We start from the raw sequence: 17227 nt of genomic DNA on the forward strand, positions 1-17227 counted from the left end.
ACCGGCTACGGTGGGCGGATAACTCGAACAACACACTTTAAAAAAGGAGCCTGCAGCAATGTCGAATGAAATCGAATCGGTACTGATAGAGAACCGGGTTTTCCCCCCTTTCCAGAACCTGGTCGAAGGGGCCGCCATATCGGGCATGGAGGGCTACAAGGCCCTGTGCGCCGAAGCCGAAAAGTCGCCCGATGCCTTCTGGTCGCGCCTGGCGCGCGAAAACCTGACCTGGAGCAAGCCTTTTTCCAAGGTGCTCGACGAATCGGAAGCGCCGTTTTATCGTTGGTTTGGCGATGGCGAGCTGAATGTTTCAGCCAATTGCCTGGACAAGCACCTGGACACCCCAACCGCCAATAAAACTGCGCTTATCTTCGAGTCGGACGACGGCAAGGTCAGCAAAGTCACCTACAAAGAACTGCACGCCCGCGTTTGCGAGTTCGCCAACGGCATCAAGGCGCTGGGGCACAAGACCGGCGAACGCGCCATCATCTACATGCCCATGTCGATCGAGGCCGTGGTTGCCATGCAGGCCTGCGCCCGCCTGGGCATCATCCATTCCGTGGTGTTCGGCGGCTTTTCCTCCAAGAGCCTGCACGAGCGCACCGTCGACGTGGGCGCCACGCTGGTCATCACCGCCGACGAGCAGGTGCGCGGCGGCAAGGCCATACCGCTCAAGAGCGCGGTCGACGAAGCCCTGGCCATGGGCGGCTGCGAGGCCGTCAGCCACGTCATCGTGTACAAGCGCACGGGCGGCAAGGTGCAATGGAACGAAGGGCGCGATCTGTGGATGCACGACGTTTGCGCCAACCAGCCCAAAGCCTGCGAACCCGTCGCCGTCAATGCCGAGCATCCCCTGTTCATTCTGTACACCTCGGGTTCGACCGGCAAGCCCAAGGGCGTGCAGCACGCTTCGGCGGGCTTCCTGCTGTGGTCGCTGCTGACCGTCAAATGGACCTTCGACGCCAAGGACAGCGATGTCTTCTGGTGCACGGCCGATGTGGGCTGGGTCACCGGCCACACCTATATCACTTACGGGCCCCTGGCCGCCGGCCTGACTCAGGTCGTCTTCGAAGGCGTGCCCACCTACCCGCACGTGGGGCGCTTCTGGGACATGATCCAGCGCCACAAGGTGACCGTGTTCTATACGGCACCCACCGCCATCCGTTCGCTGACCAAGGCGGCCGAGGCGGCGCCGGAATACCATCCCCGCGAATACGATTTAAGCAGCCTGCGCATCATCGGCTCGGTGGGCGAGCCCATCAACCCGGAAGCCTGGATGTGGTACTACACCAATGTCGGGCGCGAGCGCTGCCCGGTGCTGGATACTTGGTGGCAGACCGAGACCGGTGCCCATATGATTACGCCTCTGCCCGGCGTGACCCCGCTGAAGCCCGGGTCCTGCACCTTGCCGCTGCCCGGCATTGCGGCTGCGGTGGTCGACGAGGCCGGCGAAGAAGTGGGGCATGGCAAGGGCGGCTTCCTGGTCGTCAAGCGTCCATGGCCGGCCATGATACGCACCATCTGGAACGACCCCGAGCGTTTCAAGAAAAGCTATTTCCCGCCTGAACTCAAAGGCTATTACCTGGCGGGCGACGGTGCCCAGCGCGACAGCGACGATTATTTCTGGATCATGGGCCGCATCGACGACGTGCTGAACGTTTCGGGCCATCGCCTGGGCACCATGGAAGTCGAGTCGGCGCTGGTGGCCCACGAGCTGGTTGCCGAAGCGGCGGTGGTGGGGCGGCCCGACGCGACCACCGGCGAGGCCGTGGTGGCCTTCGTGGTGCTCAAGCGTTCGCTGCCCGAAGGCAGCGAGGCCGACACGATAGCCAAGCAGTTGCGCGACTGGGTGGCCAAGGAAATCGGCCCCATCGCCAAGCCCAAGGACATCCGTTTCGGCGAGAACCTGCCCAAGACCCGTTCCGGCAAGATCATGCGGCGCCTGCTGCGCGTGGTGGCCAAGGGCGAGCCGGTCACCCAGGACGTGTCCACGCTGGAAAACCCCGCCATTCTCGACCAGCTGTCCCAGGCGCACTAGCAATCGTGCCTCCCGGCTTGCTCCTGGTAAATTGCCGGACAAGCCGGGGTGATGTATTGTGTTGGCCCAGCGTCTCGTCGGGTGTGTCGATCACGCGGACGGACCGGCGGGGCGCTGATGACCCGGATCAAAATCAGGCTTCGGCCTGATTTTTCTTTTCCCGAACCGAACCTTCCGAATTGCGGAGCATATATTGAAACCGAGCCAGTCCGACCGGGGCGCCCTGATGCTGATGGCCCTGACCGTCACCCTATGGGGATTCAGCTGGATCATCATGAAGCATCTGTCCAGCTTCATCGGGCCCTTCGACTTGGTCATGGCGCGTTACGCCATTGCCTTTCTCGTTCTGTTCGTCGCATTGGTGGCGACGCGGCAATCGCTGAAATTCCCGCCATTCTGGCTGACCCTGGGCATCGCCGTCTTCCAGACCACGGCCTTCCAGTGCCTGTGCCAGCTTGCGCTGGTGAGCGGCGGCGCCGGGCACGTCGTCATGCTGGCGTACACCATGCCTTTCTGGGTCGTGCTGTTTGCCTGGGCGCTGCTGGGCGACCGGCCCACGCGCCGCCATATGTGGGCCTTCGCGCTGGCGGCCCTGGGCCTGCTGGCCATCATCGCGCCCTGGAAGGGGCTGGGTTCGATGACGGGTTCGCTGCTGGCCTTGATGGGGGGCGCATGCTGGGGCCTGGGCACGGTGCTGTCGAAAATGATGTTCCAGCGCCATACGCCCAATGTGCTGAACCTGACGGCCTGGCAGATGCTGCTGGGCGCCGTGCTGACCTGGCCGGTGGCGCAGGCCTTTCCCCAGCAGGAAATCGTCTGGGAGCCCGTCTTGTTCTGGGGCATGGCCTATATGGCCGTCATTGCCTCGGGCTTGGGCTGGTGGCTGTGGCTGTCGGTGGTGCGCCGGGTCAGCGCGACGGTGGCGGGCATGTCCAGCCTGGGCGTCCCGGTGCTGACCGTCATCCTGGCCTGGCTGCTGTTGTCGGAGCAGCCGACCGCGCTGGAACTGGCCGGCGTGGCCCTCATCATGGCGGGCCTGGTGGCCGTGAACCTGCCCGGCCCCAGGCGCCGCGCGCCGGCTTCCCGGCGCTGACGCTTGGCCAAGCCCGGCCGGAGCGGGCCTACATGCCGTTGTAGACCGGCCCTTCGCCGCCTTGCGGGGCCACCCACACGATATTCTGCGTGGGGTCCTTGATGTCGCAGGTCTTGCAATGCACGCAGTTCTGCGCATTGATCTGCAGGCGGTCCTCGCCCGTGTCCGTCTTCACGAATTCATACACCCCGGCCGGACAGTAGCGCGCTTCCGGGCCGCCGTACTTGGCCAGGTTGACCGACACCGGAATCGACGCATCCTTCAGCGTCAGGTGCACGGGCTCGTTTTCGTCGTGATTGGTATTGGAGATGAAGACGGAGCTCAAGCGGTCGAAGGTGATCTTGCCGTCCGGCTTGGGGTAGTCGATGCGGGCGCATTCCGCCGCCGGCTGCAGACAGGCGTGGTCGGGCTTGCTGTGATGCAGGGTCCAGGGCATTTTCCCCTTGAGCAGCCATTGCTCCACTCCCGTCATGAGGGTGGCGACGGTGCGCCCTTTCTTGAACCACTGCTTGAAATTGCGGGCCTTGTTCAGCTCGGCGTGCAGCCAGGAGTTCTCGAACGCGGTCGGGTAGGCCGTCAATTCGTCGTGGCGACGGTCGGCCACGATGGCGTCGAAGGCGGCTTCGGCGGCCAGCGCGCCCGTCTTGATGGCCGAATGGCTGCCCTTGATGCGCGACGCGTTCAGCACGCCGGCCTCGCAGCCCACCATGACGCCGCCTGGGAAGCACATTTTAGGCAGCGACAGCAGGCCGCCCGCCGTCAGCGAGCGGGCGCCGTAGGCGATACGCTTGCCGCCTTCGAAAGTGGGGCGGATGGCGGGGTGGGTCTTGTAGCGCTGGAATTCCTCGAAGGGCGAGAGCCAGGGGTTGGCATAGTCCAGTCCGACCACCAGTCCGACCACCACGATGTTGTTGGACAGATGGTAAAGAAAGGAGCCGCCGTAGGTATCGGCATCGAGCGGCCATCCGGCGGTATGCACCACCAGGCCGGGCTGGGATTGCGACGGGTCGACTTCCCACATCTCTTTGATGCCGATGCCGTAGCTTTGCGGATCGCGTCCTGCATCGAGCTGGTAGCGCTCGATAAGCTGGCGGCCCAGCTGGCCGCGCGAACCCTCGGCAAAGACGGTGTAGCGAGCGTGCAGTTCCATGCCGGGTTGGTAATGATCGGTGTGCGTGCCGTCGCGGGCTACGCCCATATCGCCGGTGGCCACGCCCTTGACGGCGCCGCTGTCGGTGTAGAGGATCTCGGCGGCGGCAAAGCCGGGGAACAGGTCCACGCCCAGGGCTTCGGCCTGTTCGCCCATCCAGCGCACCACATTGCCCAGCTGGACGATATAGTTGCCGTGGTTCTGGAAGCATTCGGGCAGCAGCCAGCCGGGCGTGGCGCGCGCGCCCTTCTCGGTCAGGAACAGGAACTTGTCCTCGGTGACCGCGGTCTCCAGCGGCGCGCCTTTCTCTTTCCAGTCGGGAATGAGCTCGGTCAGGGCGCGAGGGTCCATGACCGCGCCCGACAGGATGTGCGCGCCCACTTCGGCACCTTTTTCAAGCACGCAGACGCTGATTTCCTGCTCGCGCTGGGCGGCCAGTTGCTTGAGCCGGATGGCGGCGGCGAGTCCGGCCGGCCCCGCGCCGACCACGACCACGTCGTATTCCATTGATTCACGTTCAGCCATGTATGAGATCTCCCGTATATCTTGTCTGGTGCTGCGTGCGGCCCCGCGGGCGCTCGACTCCATTGTCCGGGCTAATTGTATTGCAGTCTTGGGCAGCCGGGCGGCCGGGCGTGTGATGTTCGGCGCCACCGCCACGTTATACTGATTGCTGCGATGCATTTAGCAAAAGGGGCGCAGGCCGATGCAAGATGTCGAATCGATTTCCGTGCCGCCGGTGGGCGGTGTTTTTCATTGGACCATGCCGGTGCGCTGGGGCGACCTGGATGCCCTGAATCACGTCAACAACACGGTGTATTTCCGCTACCTCGAAGAGGCCAGGGTCCAGCTGTTCGCCCAGGCGGGCATTACACTTCCATCGAACAGGGTAACGGTGCTTGCCCATGTTTCCTGCGATTTCCTGAAACCCATCCTGTATCCCGCAACCGTCATCGTCAGCCAGGTGCTTACCCGCGTGGGCCGCTCCAGCATGGAAATGGACATTCTCATCGAATGCGAGGGCGAGCCGGGCGTCATCTATGCCAGGGGCCGCCAGGTCATGGTCGGGGCCGACGCTGAAACAGGCAGGTCCTCGCCGTGGACGCCTCAGGAGCTGTCGCGTTTTGCCGCCTTGCTTGCGCCGCAATGAAGGATGAGGGCGGCGTCCGCTTTATGATTGATTTTTCGTTCTTTGCTTTTTTCGCTTCATCACTTACGGCACATGCTCCTTGCGGGTTTGCTGCCATCGCATGAAATATTGAATAAGGATAGGAGTAATGGATAAAGTCTATGCAAGCGCCGCAGAAGCGCTGAAAGGCGTCGTCGCCGACGGCCAGACCATTGCGGTCGGCGGCTTCGGCCTTTGCGGCATCCCCGAGGCGCTGATCGCCGCCCTGCGCGATTCGGGCGTGCAGGGCCTGACCTGCGTCAGCAACAACGCGGGCGTCGACGGCTTCGGCCTGGGGCAGCTGCTGTCCACCCGCCAGATCAAGAAGATGATTGCCTCGTATGTGGGCGAGAACAAGGAATTCGAGCGCCAGTTCCTGGCGGGCGAACTGGAGCTTGAATTCACGCCGCAAGGTACGCTGGCCGAGAAGCTGCGCGCCGGCGGAGCGGGCATTCCCGCCTTCTTCACTCGCACCGGCGTGGGCACCATCGTGGCCGAAGGCAAGGAAATCCGCGAATTCGACGGCGAGAAATACGTCATGGAACGCTCCATCGTTCCCGACGTCTCCCTGATCAAGGCCTACAAGGCCGACCGCAGCGGCAACCTGCAGTTCCGCAAGACCGCCCGCAACTTCAATCCCAATGTGGCCATGGCGGGCAAGATCACCATCGTCGAGGTCGAGGAAATCGTCGACACCGGCGCCTTCGATCCCGACCACGTTCATTTGCCCGGCATCTACGTGCACCGCATCGTGCTGAACGCCAGCCCGGAAAAACGCATAGAACAACGCACTGTCCGCAACGCGCAAGGAGCAAAATAATGGCCTGGAACCGTGACGAAATGGCGGCGCGCGCCGCACGTGAACTGCAAGACGGCTTTTATGTGAACCTGGGCATCGGCCTGCCCACCATGGTGGCCAACCACGTGCCCAAGGGCGTCGAGGTCTGGCTGCAGTCCGAGAACGGCCTGCTGGGCATCGGCCCCTTCCCGACCGAAGATGAAATCGACGCCGACCTGATCAACGCCGGCAAGCAGACCATCACCACGCTGCCGGGCTCCTCCATCTTCGCCTCGGCCGACTCCTTCGCCATGATACGCGGCGGCAAGATCAACCTGGCCATCCTGGGCGCCATGCAGGTGTCCGAGAAGGGCGACCTGGCCAACTGGATGATCCCGGGCAAGATGATCAAGGGCATGGGCGGCGCCATGGACCTGGTGGCCGGCGTCGGCAAGGTCGTCGTGCTGATGGAGCACGTGGCCCGCAAGAAGGACGGCACCGAAGACCTGAAGCTGCTGAAGGAATGCAGCCTGCCGCTGACCGGCGTGGGTGTCGTGGATCTCATCATCACCGATCTGGGCGTCATGGAAGTGGGCGACTTGGGCCTGAAGCTGATCGAGCTGGCGCCTGGCGTCACCGTCGATGAAATCCAGGCCAAGACCGGCGCCACGCTGGATGTGTCGGCCGTTGCCTGATTTTGACTATGTGCAGGAAGATGGCCTGAGCGATCCCGCATGGCGGGGCTGCTAGGCCATTTTTATATGGAATCTATCGGCGCCTGTATCCGGAGCGTGGGCGGCAGGAATGTTCTGGCTTTGTTGCTTGAACTGTCTGCGCCGTTTCTGCACCTTTTGACCCAGGTGTTTATTTGAAGGAATTGCCGTGAACCCGTCCGTCTTTGTCCAACGCATCCAGGCCTTGCGCGCCGCCATGCGCGAGCGCACGCTGGACGCCTGCGTGGCCCTGTCTTCCGACCCGCATCTGTCGGAATACCTGCCCGAGCATTGGCAGGCGCGGCAATGGCTTAGCGGATTCGGCGGCTCGGCCGGTACCCTGGTCGTCACCGCCGACTTCGCGGGGCTATGGACCGACAGCCGCTATTGGGAGCAGGCCGACAGCGACCTGGCCGGCACCGGCATACAGACCATGCGCGCCGGCGCGCCCGACGTGCCCGGACCCGCCCAATGGCTGGCAGACCACTTGGCAAAGGGTGCCTGCGTCAACATCGACGGCCAGGTGCTGGCCGTGCAGGCGCATCGGCAGTGGCAGACGGTATTGTCGGAAAAGGGCATCAGCCTAGTCATCGACGCGGACGTCATCGCCGATATCTGGGAAGGGCGGCCCGCGCTTCCGCAAGGGACTGTGTCCGAACACCTGCCGCCGTTTGCCTGCCGCAGCAGGGCGGAGAACCTGGCGGCCGTGCGCGCCGCCATGGATGAGCACAAAGCCGTCTGGCACTGGCTGTCCTCATTAGATGACATTGCCTGGCTGTTCAACCTGCGCGGCAACGACGTTTCCTACAACCCCGTGTTTCTTGCGCATGCCCTGATAGGCCAGGACAGCGCGCGCCTGTTCGTTGCGCCCGGCAAGATCTCCGCTGAACTGTGCGAGGCCTTGGCGGAAGACGGCGTAAGCGTCGAATCCTATGACGAGGCCGCCGGCGCGCTGGCCTGCCTGCCGGAAGGGCAGGGCCTGCTGATCGACCCGGCCCGCACGACCGTGGGCACCCTGGCGGCTGCCGCCTTCGCCGACAAGATCGAAGCCATCAACCCATCGCAACTGCTGAAGTCGCGCAAGAATGCCGCCGAAGCCGACAACGTGCGCCGCAGCATGGAGCAGGACGGCGCCGCCCTGTGCGAATTCTTCGCCTGGTTCGAGGCGGCGCAAGGCAATGAACGCATCACCGAAATCACTGTGGATGAGGAAATCACCGCCGCCCGCGCGCGGCGCCCCAATTTCATCACGCCCAGCTTCGGCACCATCGCCGCCTACAACGCCAACGGCGCCATGCCGCATTACCACGCCACCGAAGAATCGCACGCCGTCATCGAAGGCGACGGACTGCTGCTGATCGATTCAGGCGGCCAGTACCTGGGCGGCACCACCGACATCACCCGCGTCGTGCCCGTGGGCACACCCAGCGCCGAACAGAAGCGCGACTACACCGCCGTGCTGAAAGGCATGATCGCTTTGTCGCAGGCCGTATTCCCGCGCGGCACCATGTCGCCCTTGCTGGATACCATTGCCCGCATGCCCATCTGGCAGACGGGGTCTGATTACGGTCATGGAACCGGACATGGTGTGGGCTACTTCATGAACGTGCATGAAGGACCGCAATCGATTGCGTATCGGGCGGTCGTCAATCCGAACATGGCGATGGAGCCCGGGATGATTACGTCGAACGAGCCGGGTTTGTATCGGCCTGGGCGATGGGGCATACGTATTGAGAATCTGGTCCTGGCTGTGCCGGCGGTGGAGACAGAGTTCGGGGAGTTCCTGAAGTTTGAGACTTTGACTTTGTGCCCTATTGATACGCGGTGTATTGAGCTGTCGCTGATGACGGAAGGGGAGAGGGCCTGGCTGAATGCGTATCACGGACAGGTGAGAAGCAGGCTGCTGCCGCTGGTGGAAGGGCAGGCGAAGGAGTGGTTACTGGAGAGGACGGGGGCGGTTTAGCCTCAAGCTAAATGGGCCCCGCCGTGAGCGCTCATGAGCTTGCGGGGGCGGCACAAGACCCGCGCAGAATGATATCCATGGGAACTTCGACCATACGGATAGGCGTGCGATTGCTGGCATCTTCGCGCAAACGCTCGATCATGATCTGCGCCGCCAGGCGCCCACATTTGGCGATGTCCCAACGCAAGGCGGTGATGGGCGGCTTGTTCAGCCGCACGAGTTCCGTGTCTCCAATCCCGACTATGGAAAGGCCGCTGGGTATGGAGAGCCCCAGCAGATCGGAGGCGGCGATGACGCCGGCGAGCACTCCGGTACCCAGGCAAATGATTGCGGTGGGGCGATGAGGCGAGCGCAGCATGGCCTTCGCTTCTTCAAAAGCTCGTTCGCCGCCCGTGGCGTCAAGCATTCTGACCAGCGATGCTTCGTAAGGTATATTGGCCTCTTCCAACGCCTTGACATAGCCGGCCAGACGCTCACGACCGGGTCTTGCGACGTTAGGCGGAGTCATCAACCCGATGCGGCGATGGCCCAGAGAAACAAGGTACTGTGTGACCTGGTAGGCGCCTGTTCTGTGTTCAGGCCCGACAGCATCACCGATATCTCCGACTTCCCTATCATGGAAAACCAGCGGCAACTTCAACGACCTGAGTATCCCCATGGTTTGCTCGTCGGTCTCATCCGAAATCGCTGCGATAATTCCGTCTACTCGTCCGCGGCTGAATAGATCAAGCAGCGCGCAATCCCGTTGAGCCCGGTTGCGCGAATTAGCCACCAGCAAGAAGTATCCCTGGCTTTCGAGTTCCTCTTGCACGTTGCTTAGAAAAATACCGTGCAGCGGGTTGGACATGTCGGAGACGATGGCTCCGATAGTGTGGGTCTGTTTGGTTTTCAAACTGCGAGCCAGCGCATTGGGTGAATAATTGAGCTGGCGGGCAGCTTCTTCCACCCGCCGACGCAAGTCCTCGGATACCCAGTTCTTTCCGGAGAGGGCGCGCGATACGCTACCCGGCGACACGCCCGATAAACGTGCAACATCCGCGATTGACGATTTCTTCTGTACCACTGTTTACTCTCCCGACGCTTCTCGGCGTGATCTGCAAATACCTGTACATACCCTGAGGGGCTGAACGAGCACGCATAGGATAGCGTGTAGTATTAACTAAAAACGATTGCAGTTTGCACATAAATATTGGTATTTTCCCCTATATGTGAATACTAAAATCGATTTTAGTATTCACATCTCTCTTCGCAGATAAACCGAATTAATGTCTGCGGGTTCCCCCGGCCTATCCAACGCGTAAACGCATTCGAGACATGAAGACCATCACCCTTGGCAATATCAATATCGACCAGTTGGTTGAGTTCGACACCATTTTTCTAGACTCCCAGTGGATGTATCACAACGTAGAGAACGAGATGTTGCTACGTGCTCAAAAGGAACTCGGTCCCAAGTTTGTGCAGCCTGACACGCTCAAGCTGGGCCTAAGCTTCCATAGCTTCCTGATTCGCACTCGCGGAAAAAATATCCTGGTGGACACCTGCAACGGCAACCACAAGCACAGAGGAGAGCGTATGCAATGGCAACACATGCTCGACTCTCCCAACTACATGAACAACCTGGCTAAGTTTGGATTGCGGCCGGAAGACATCGACATCGTGCTTTGCACTCACCTGCATACCGACCATATTGGCTGGAATACGCGTTTGCTGGACGGGCGCTGGGTGCCTACGTTTCCAAATGCCAAATACATCATGGCACGCCAGGAGTTCGATCATTTCAACCGCTTGCACGCGGCCAAGCCGGATTACCCGGTGGGCCACGGCTCATTTGCGGACAGCGTGCTGCCCATTGTCGAGGCTGGACAAGCCGAGTTTGTCGACATGAATTACCTGGTGGAAGGCAACCTGGACGATGGGGTGTGGCTGGAGCCGGCGCCTGGGCACACTCCAGGTCACGTAACGGTCCATGTGAAGGGTGGCGGGGTAGAGGCCATCATGACGGGCGACATGATTCATCATCCCATCGTCTTTCTGGAACCCACGCTGGAAACCAAGCACGATTTTGATAAAGAGCAGAACAACCAGACGCGTAAACGTGTGCTGGAACGCCTTGCGGACACACAGGATCTGTTGCTGACCGCGCACTTTATCTCGCCCACGGCCGGCCGTGTATGTTCCTGCGCGTCAGGATTCAACTTCAAGTTTCTGGACAAGTAAACAGAACGCCACAACCCTTCGAGGTGCTGACGGCTAAGAATAGCCCGATGTGCAACACGCCGGACAAATGGAATTTTTATGAGCAGTGTTGAACAACTTCCCGATATGCGGCTGGTCAAAGATCAGGTCGCCATGATTACCGGCGCTTCACGGGAGCGCGGAATCGGCTTGGCCGTGGCAAAGCTTTTTGCGCAGCATGGCGCCAAAGTAGTGATTCTGGATCTTGACGAGAAGGATGCCCGCGCCGCTGCGGCAGGGCTCGGCGAGGACCATATGGGTGTCGGCTGCGACGTCAGTCAGGCAGAATCCTGCAAGCGGGCGGTGGATGCGGTGATCGAGCGATACGGCGCGGTGGATGTGCTTGTCAACAATGCCGGCGTGACACAGCGCCGCGGCGTGATGGATGTTACGCCAGAGGATTACGACTTGGTGACCAACGTGGTGCTGCGCGGAACCTTACTCATATCCCAGGCGGTTATCCCGCACATGAAGGCGCGCGGCCGGGGCAACATCATCTGCGTCAGTTCGCTTTCCGCCCTGCAGGGCGGCGGTGTGTTTGGCGGTTCGCATTACTGCGCCGCGAAGTCGGGCGTATTGGGGCTTGCACGGGCTATGGCACGCGAACTGGGTCCGGAAAACATCCGTGTCAACGCGATTGCTCCGGGTCTCATTCTTACGGATTTTTCTCGCGGAGCGAATCCCGATTCCGCCAAGCACGAAATGGCGAAAAACTTTCCTTTGCGACGCGTGGGAGCACCGGCGGACATTGCAGGAGCTTGCCTGTACTTGGCAAGCGACCTTTCCGCCTTCGTGACCGGCATCACGCTTGACGTAAACGGCGGGGCATTCATTCGCCCCTGACGAAACACATTCGAGGAGACAGTTTCTATGAAGACACTCAATTTACTTTCGTGCAAAGCGGTGTGGGCGAAGGCGCTTACTGCGAACGCGTTGGTACTTTCCTGCACCTTGGCACCTTCAGCGGCACAGGCGTCGACCGATTTTCCATCCAAGCCAGTGAAAATCGTTGTTGGATTTTCAGCAGGCGGGACCACTGATGTGTTGGCCAGGCTCCTGGCCAACGAAATGCCCAAGACACTGAACCAGCCCGTTATCGTGGAGAACAGATCGGGCGCATCGGGAACGATCGCCGCCGACTTCGTGGCCAGGGCTCCGGCAGATGGCTATACGCTTATGCTGACCACGACGAGCGTGCAAGGGATCACGCCGGCGCTATACAAGAACTTGCCTTACGACCCGTACAAGGCGTTTGCGCCGATCAGCCAGGTAAGCCAGTCCGTGATGGTGCTGCTGGCCAACGACAAGCTTCCTGTCAAATCGGTCGGTGATCTGGTCAAGTTGGCCAAGGAGAAGCCGGGGGGCTTGACCTACGCTTCCGCGGGCACCGGCAGCACGGCGCATATCGTAGCTGAGTACTTCTTCAAGAAGAAGGGGATGGACCTGCTTCACGTGCCGTACCGCGGGGGTTCGGCAGGTGTTGTCGGGGTAATGGGCGGCGAAGTCGATGTGATATTCGACAACATTGCCTCCACTCGCACCCTGATTGATGGCGGCCGCATCAAGGCGCTTGCCGTAACGTCCAGGGACCGGTCATCGTCATTGCCGAATGTGCCGACCTTTGTGGAATCGGGTACGCCCGACTTCACCATATATTCCTGGGGCGGCATCGTTGCCCCGGCGGGAACGCCGCCCGAAGTCATCAAGATACTGAACGAAGCCGTGAACAAAGCGGTGCAGTCGAAGACAGTTCGTGAAGCTTTGCTGAGCGGCGACACAGAACCGAAGTCCGGCACCCCCGAGGAATTTGCACACTTTATTGCCGAAGAGCAAAAGAAGTGGGCCGAAGCGGTGTCTCTGACAGGCATTACCGTGGATTGAATGGCTCAAGCCCCCATGATTCCTGAACCTTCCTGCGTCGATGCGGGAAACAACGAATGATCAATGTAGGAGAACACGCCATGGCGTCACCGCGACTGTTGAACAAGATTGCCATTGTCATAGGTGGAGGGTCGTCGAACCCCGATGGCGGCCCCAGCAATGGGCAAGCGGCTGCCATCACCTTTGCCCGCCAAGGTGCCACCGTCATTGTGGCCGATAGGGTCATCGAGGCGGCGCAGCAGACTGTCGAGGAAATCGAGAAAGAGGGTGGCCGGGCCTTCGCCAGGCTGGCGGATGTCACGAATGCGGATCATCTGGCCTCTTTGATGTCCTGGACGGAAGATCAGTTCGGGCGCATTGATGTACTGCATAACAATGTCGGCATCGAGGCGATCGGCGATGTTGTCGATACCACTGAAGAGGCATGGGATCTGGTTCACGATGTGAACCTGAAAGGCGCTTTCCTGGCCTGCAAGTTTGCGGTTCCCATCATGCGCAAGCAGGGCGGCGGATCCATCATCAACATTTCCTCCACCGCCAGCCTACGCTGGTCGACCGGACGCTTTCTCGCCTACAACTCGTCGAAGGCGGCACTCAATCATATGTCCCGCATCATGGCGCGCCAGCATGCCGCCGATAAGGTTCGTGTCAACGTGGTTATTCCGGGAATGATAGACACCCCGCATATACGCACTTTGTACAAAGACATGTCGCCGGATGAGTTGCGAGCCAAACTTGCCGAGCGCGATAAGACCTGCCCGATGGGACGTCAAGGTTCGTGCTGGGATGTAGCCAACGCGGCCCTGTTCTTTGCATCCGACGAGTCCTCGTATGTCACGGGCGCGCTGCTGCCTGTGGATGGCGGGCTATCCATCTAATCCATGCCTTGAGGCTCATTCAATATGATGACTCTTTCTCTGATCATCTCAGGTCTGGCGGTGGGTAGCATCTATGCCTTGATCGGCTTGTCGCTGGTCATCATCAGCAAGGCAACCGACGTGGTCAACTTCGCCCAAGGCGAGATGGCCATGTTCGGCGGGTTCTTGTCTCTGACGCTTTTGCAGTACACGGGCATGCCCTTGTGGTTGGTGGTTCTGCTGTCATTTCCTATGGGTTTTGCTTTGGGCGCAATCGTGCAGTTGGTCGCCATCAAGCCTGTTTCCAATGCTTCACCGTTCAGTGTGCTGATCACGACACTGGGCCTGTTTTTCATGTTCAACAGCGCGGCAGGCATTCTGTGGGGTTACGACCCTCATCCTTTTCCATCGCTGTTCCCCACCAGTCCCATCGACTTCATGGGAATCAACGTGGCTCCTGCAAGCTTCGGGATCATCGGCATCACGCTGGGCGTAATGGTGGCTCTTTATCTGTTCTTCGAAAAAACGCGTTATGGAACCGCGATGCGCGCGGCCAGCATGAACAAGCGGGCCGCCCGCATGATGGGTATCCGTGTCGCAGGCGTGGCGACGGTCTCCTGGGGCCTGGCGGCAGGCTTGTCGGTGATCTCCGCGGTACTCATTGCTCCGCTCGTTTTTCTTGATCAGCAGATGATGGTTTCCATCATTCTGAAAGCGTTCGCGGGTGCGATTCTGGGTGGCTTTTCAAGCCTGCCTGCTGCCGTGGTGGGCTGTATGTTGCTTGGCGTGCTTGAAACGCTGTTCGGCGCCCATGTCTCGACCACCATGAAGGACAGCTTTGCGTTTGTGGTCATCATCGCAGTGCTTCTCTTACGTCCTCACGGCCTGTTTGTCGCCATGCAAAGAAGGAAGGTCTGACATGACGAAAACTATCCAACACATTTCGATTCTCGCCGCGGCGCTCATACTGCCTTTCTTTGTCGGGCCTTATGGCCACTTCGTGCTGTGCATGGCGGCGGTATATGCCATGATCTCCCTCAGCTTGAATGTACTGCTGGGCATGGGAGGTCTTATCTCGATCGGCCACGCTGGCTTCTGGGCGGTGGGCGCCTACAGTTCGGCCATTCTGGTTGATAAGCTCGGCATTCCCTTTTTGCTGGCCGTCGTTCTTGCAGCCATAATCAGCGCCGCCATCGGCTTGCTGGTGGCGCTTCCTGCATTGCGGGTGCGCGGCCATTACCTTGCGATTGCCACCTTGGGTTTCTCGCTCGTGCTTGTTCACATTCTGTATGAATGGGATTCGCTGACAGGTGGCCGCCAGGGCATGTTCGTTCAACGTCCCAGCGTGTTTGGCTACGAGCTTTCCACCGATTTCCAGGCTTATTACCTGCTGATTGCCTTGTTCTGCTTGATGGGTTGGCTTGTAAAGAATTTTCGGAGGTCTCTGGGAGGCCTGGCGCAGAACTCGGTTCGGCAGTCCGAATTGGCTGGTCAATGCTGCGGTGTGAATCTGACCTCCTCCACCTTCTTCGTATTTGCATTCAGCGCCGCGATCACGGGTATTTCGGGGGCCGTCTACGGCTCGGTCCTGGGGCAGCTCAGCACGGATAGCTTCACGCTCGTTGTATCGCTCAGCTTCCTGACCATGGCCGTTGTCGGGGGCATGAGATCCTTCTACGGCGCAGTACTCGGTGGTCTGTTCCTGGCCTACGCGCCGGAGCTGCTTCGTGCCTTCGAAGAGTGGCAAATGTTCCTGTATGGGGCGCTGCTGATCCTGTTCATGCATTTCCTGCCGGACGGCCTTGTGTCGCTGCCGGCGCGCATAAAAGGCCTGAGGGGGAAGAAATGAGCAAGGCGCTGGAAGTTAACGGCCTTTCCGTATCGTTCGGTGGCCTGCGTGCAGTAGACGACCTGAGCTTTGACGTCGCTTCAGGCACCGTCTGTGGCTTGATCGGCCCCAACGGAGCAGGCAAGACAACGGTGCTTAATTGCCTGACCCGTATAACGCAACCGTCCGGCGGGCGCGTGAGCGCCTTGGGCGTCGATATCCTGAGCTTGCCCATCCACTCGCTGATCGGATTGGGAGTCATGCGGACATTCCAGAACCTGGAGCTCTTTGGAGAGCTGACCACGCTGGATAACGTCGCCATGGGTTGTGCGCATCTGTTCCGTACTGGTTACCTCAGCGAGATCTTCGGCCTGCCTCGGGCTCGGAAAGCGCGCCAGCACGCCTATGCGCAGGCCGAAGAAGTCATCGACAGGCTGGGGCTGCGCGATATCCGGGACCAGGCTGTGTCCGAGTTGCCGTTTGGCACGCAGAAGAACGTCGAACTGGCGAGAGCGCTGTGTTCCAAGCCAAAAATAATGATGATGGATGAGCCTGCAGCGGGACTTAATGGAATCGAGTCCGCCGAACTTGGAAAACGTATTCGGACAATGGCCAAGGAGTACGGCATTACCGTCCTGCTTGTCGAGCATGACATGCCCTTGGTGATGTCCGCCTGCGACAAGATAGTCGTGGTCGTGCAGGGTAAGAAGGTGGCTGAAGGCACGCCGGAGGAGGTTCGCCGGAATCCCAAGGTCATTGAAGCCTATCTCGGCCAGGAGGCGCGGTAATGCTATTGCAAATTAAAGACCTCGAAGTGCGCTATGGCGGCATATGTGCGGTGAACCAGGTCAGTCTGCAAGTCGAGAAGGGATCCGTACTGGCCATTCTGGGCGCCAATGGTGCGGGAAAGTCTTCTTTGCTGGATGCCGTCATGGGAGTCAGCCAGGGAAAAGCGCGTGGAAGCATCCTGTTCAACGGCAAGGAAATCCTAGGCCAGCATGCGGATGCCATTGTTCGACGCGGTGTCTCCATGTCGCCGGAGGGGCGGCAACTGTTCAGTGGGCTGACCGTGGACGAGAACCTCAGGATGGGAGGATTCCTGCGCCGCGACCTTGATCAGTTGCAGCGCGACCGTGAAGATATTCTCACGCTTTTCCCAAGGCTGCGAGAGCGCCTGAAACAGCTGGCCGGCACCTTGTCCGGTGGCGAGCAGCAGATGGTGGCGGTTGGGCGTGCGCTAATGTCCGCCCCCGACCTGTTGTTGATGGATGAGCCCACACTGGGGCTGGCACCCATTTTTATCGATGAAATCATGGAGTTGATCTCCAAGATCCGTGATCGCGGCATCACCGTGATTGTGGTTGAGCAGAATGCGAGCAAGGCCCTTGCACGCGCGGATTACGCCCACGTAATGGAAAAGGGGCGGATCGTTCTTTCGGGCAATGCCAGGGAAATGGCGCAGCGTGATGACATCGCGTCCGCCTACCTTGGAACAAAGTAAATGCGACCGGAGCGTCGTCTCA

Annotated in this window: 16 protein-coding genes; 14 read left to right on the forward strand and 2 right to left on the reverse strand. The window is 60.3% G+C overall.

Translation table 11 applies throughout. The features are described from left to right. The first annotated feature begins 58 nt into the window (after nucleotides 1-58). Both acs and OEG81_RS05695 read left to right on the forward strand, forming a co-directional pair. Nucleotides 59-2038, forward strand: coding sequence for an acetate--CoA ligase (acs, locus tag OEG81_RS05690; protein WP_264131737.1), 1980 nt, complete (start codon nucleotides 59-61; stop codon nucleotides 2036-2038). 193 nt (nucleotides 2039-2231) lie between these two features. Continuing rightward, nucleotides 2232-3131 (forward strand): DMT family transporter, encoded by a 900-nt coding sequence (locus OEG81_RS05695; protein WP_412034117.1) that lies wholly within the window; start codon nucleotides 2232-2234, stop codon nucleotides 3129-3131. 28 nt (nucleotides 3132-3159) lie between these two features. On the opposite strand, the gene OEG81_RS05700 is transcribed toward OEG81_RS05695, so the two are convergent. After that, on the reverse strand, nucleotides 3160-4806 hold the full coding sequence (locus OEG81_RS05700) for an electron transfer flavoprotein-ubiquinone oxidoreductase (protein ID WP_264131738.1): 1647 nt from the start codon (nucleotides 4804-4806) through the stop codon (nucleotides 3160-3162). A 181-nt stretch (nucleotides 4807-4987) separates the two neighbouring features. On the opposite strand from OEG81_RS05700, the gene OEG81_RS05705 reads away from it, so the two are divergent. The 4 genes from OEG81_RS05705 (at nucleotide 4988) to OEG81_RS05720 (ending at nucleotide 8903) form a co-directional block, all read left to right on the forward strand. Further along, a complete protein-coding gene (locus tag OEG81_RS05705; RefSeq protein WP_264131739.1) occupies nucleotides 4988-5431 on the forward strand; it encodes an acyl-CoA thioesterase in 444 nt (147 codons plus the stop codon). 127 nt (nucleotides 5432-5558) lie between these two features. Further along, a complete protein-coding gene (locus tag OEG81_RS05710; protein ID WP_264131740.1) occupies nucleotides 5559-6269 on the forward strand; it encodes a CoA transferase subunit A in 711 nt (236 codons plus the stop codon). Beyond that, on the forward strand, nucleotides 6269-6922 hold the full coding sequence (locus OEG81_RS05715; protein ID WP_264131741.1) for a CoA transferase subunit B: 654 nt from the start codon (nucleotides 6269-6271) through the stop codon (nucleotides 6920-6922). The genes OEG81_RS05710 and OEG81_RS05715 overlap by 1 nt, the downstream gene beginning before the upstream one ends. A 187-nt stretch (nucleotides 6923-7109) precedes the next feature. After that, a complete protein-coding gene (locus tag OEG81_RS05720) occupies nucleotides 7110-8903 on the forward strand; it encodes an aminopeptidase P family protein (RefSeq protein WP_264131742.1) in 1794 nt (597 codons plus the stop codon). 31 nt (nucleotides 8904-8934) lie between these two features. Here OEG81_RS05720 and OEG81_RS05725 read toward each other — a convergent pair whose 3' ends face one another. After that, a complete protein-coding gene (locus OEG81_RS05725; protein WP_264131743.1) occupies nucleotides 8935-9966 on the reverse strand; it encodes a LacI family DNA-binding transcriptional regulator in 1032 nt (343 codons plus the stop codon). Between the two features lie 251 nt (nucleotides 9967-10217). Here OEG81_RS05725 and OEG81_RS05730 point away from each other — a divergent pair, with 251 nt between their 5' ends. The 8 genes from OEG81_RS05730 (at nucleotide 10218) to OEG81_RS05765 (ending at nucleotide 17205) form a co-directional block, all read left to right on the forward strand. Then, a complete protein-coding gene (locus OEG81_RS05730; RefSeq protein ID WP_264131744.1) occupies nucleotides 10218-11120 on the forward strand; it encodes an MBL fold metallo-hydrolase in 903 nt (300 codons plus the stop codon). A 78-nt stretch (nucleotides 11121-11198) separates the two neighbouring features. Continuing rightward, nucleotides 11199-11981: an SDR family NAD(P)-dependent oxidoreductase gene (locus OEG81_RS05735; protein ID WP_264131745.1), complete on the forward strand. Its 783-nt coding sequence runs from the start codon at nucleotides 11199-11201 to the stop codon at nucleotides 11979-11981. 27 nt (nucleotides 11982-12008) lie between these two features. Further along, entirely contained in the window at nucleotides 12009-13019 is a 1011-nt protein-coding gene (locus tag OEG81_RS05740) for a Bug family tripartite tricarboxylate transporter substrate binding protein (RefSeq protein ID WP_264131746.1), read from the forward strand. A gap of 80 nt (nucleotides 13020-13099) precedes the next feature. Beyond that, nucleotides 13100-13897, forward strand: a complete 798-nt coding sequence (locus tag OEG81_RS05745; RefSeq protein WP_264131747.1) for an SDR family NAD(P)-dependent oxidoreductase — start codon at nucleotides 13100-13102, stop codon at nucleotides 13895-13897. A 24-nt stretch (nucleotides 13898-13921) separates the two neighbouring features. Then, nucleotides 13922-14794, forward strand: a complete 873-nt coding sequence (locus tag OEG81_RS05750) for a branched-chain amino acid ABC transporter permease (protein ID WP_264131748.1) — start codon at nucleotides 13922-13924, stop codon at nucleotides 14792-14794. A 1-nt stretch (nucleotide 14795) separates the two neighbouring features. After that, nucleotides 14796-15725: a branched-chain amino acid ABC transporter permease gene (locus tag OEG81_RS05755; protein ID WP_264131749.1), complete on the forward strand. Its 930-nt coding sequence runs from the start codon at nucleotides 14796-14798 to the stop codon at nucleotides 15723-15725. Continuing rightward, nucleotides 15722-16492 carry an ABC transporter ATP-binding protein gene (locus OEG81_RS05760; RefSeq protein WP_264131750.1) on the forward strand — a complete coding sequence of 257 codons (771 nt, stop codon included), beginning with the start codon at nucleotides 15722-15724 and terminating at the stop codon, nucleotides 16490-16492. Before OEG81_RS05755 ends, OEG81_RS05760 begins: the two co-directional genes overlap by 4 nt. After that, nucleotides 16492-17205, forward strand: coding sequence for an ABC transporter ATP-binding protein (locus tag OEG81_RS05765; RefSeq protein ID WP_264131751.1), 714 nt, complete (start codon nucleotides 16492-16494; stop codon nucleotides 17203-17205). The genes OEG81_RS05760 and OEG81_RS05765 overlap by 1 nt, the downstream gene beginning before the upstream one ends. Nucleotides 17206-17227 lie beyond the last annotated feature (22 nt).

It is taken from the genome of Pollutimonas sp. M17 (genome assembly GCF_025836975.1).
Classification (GTDB): domain Bacteria; phylum Pseudomonadota; class Gammaproteobacteria; order Burkholderiales; family Burkholderiaceae_B.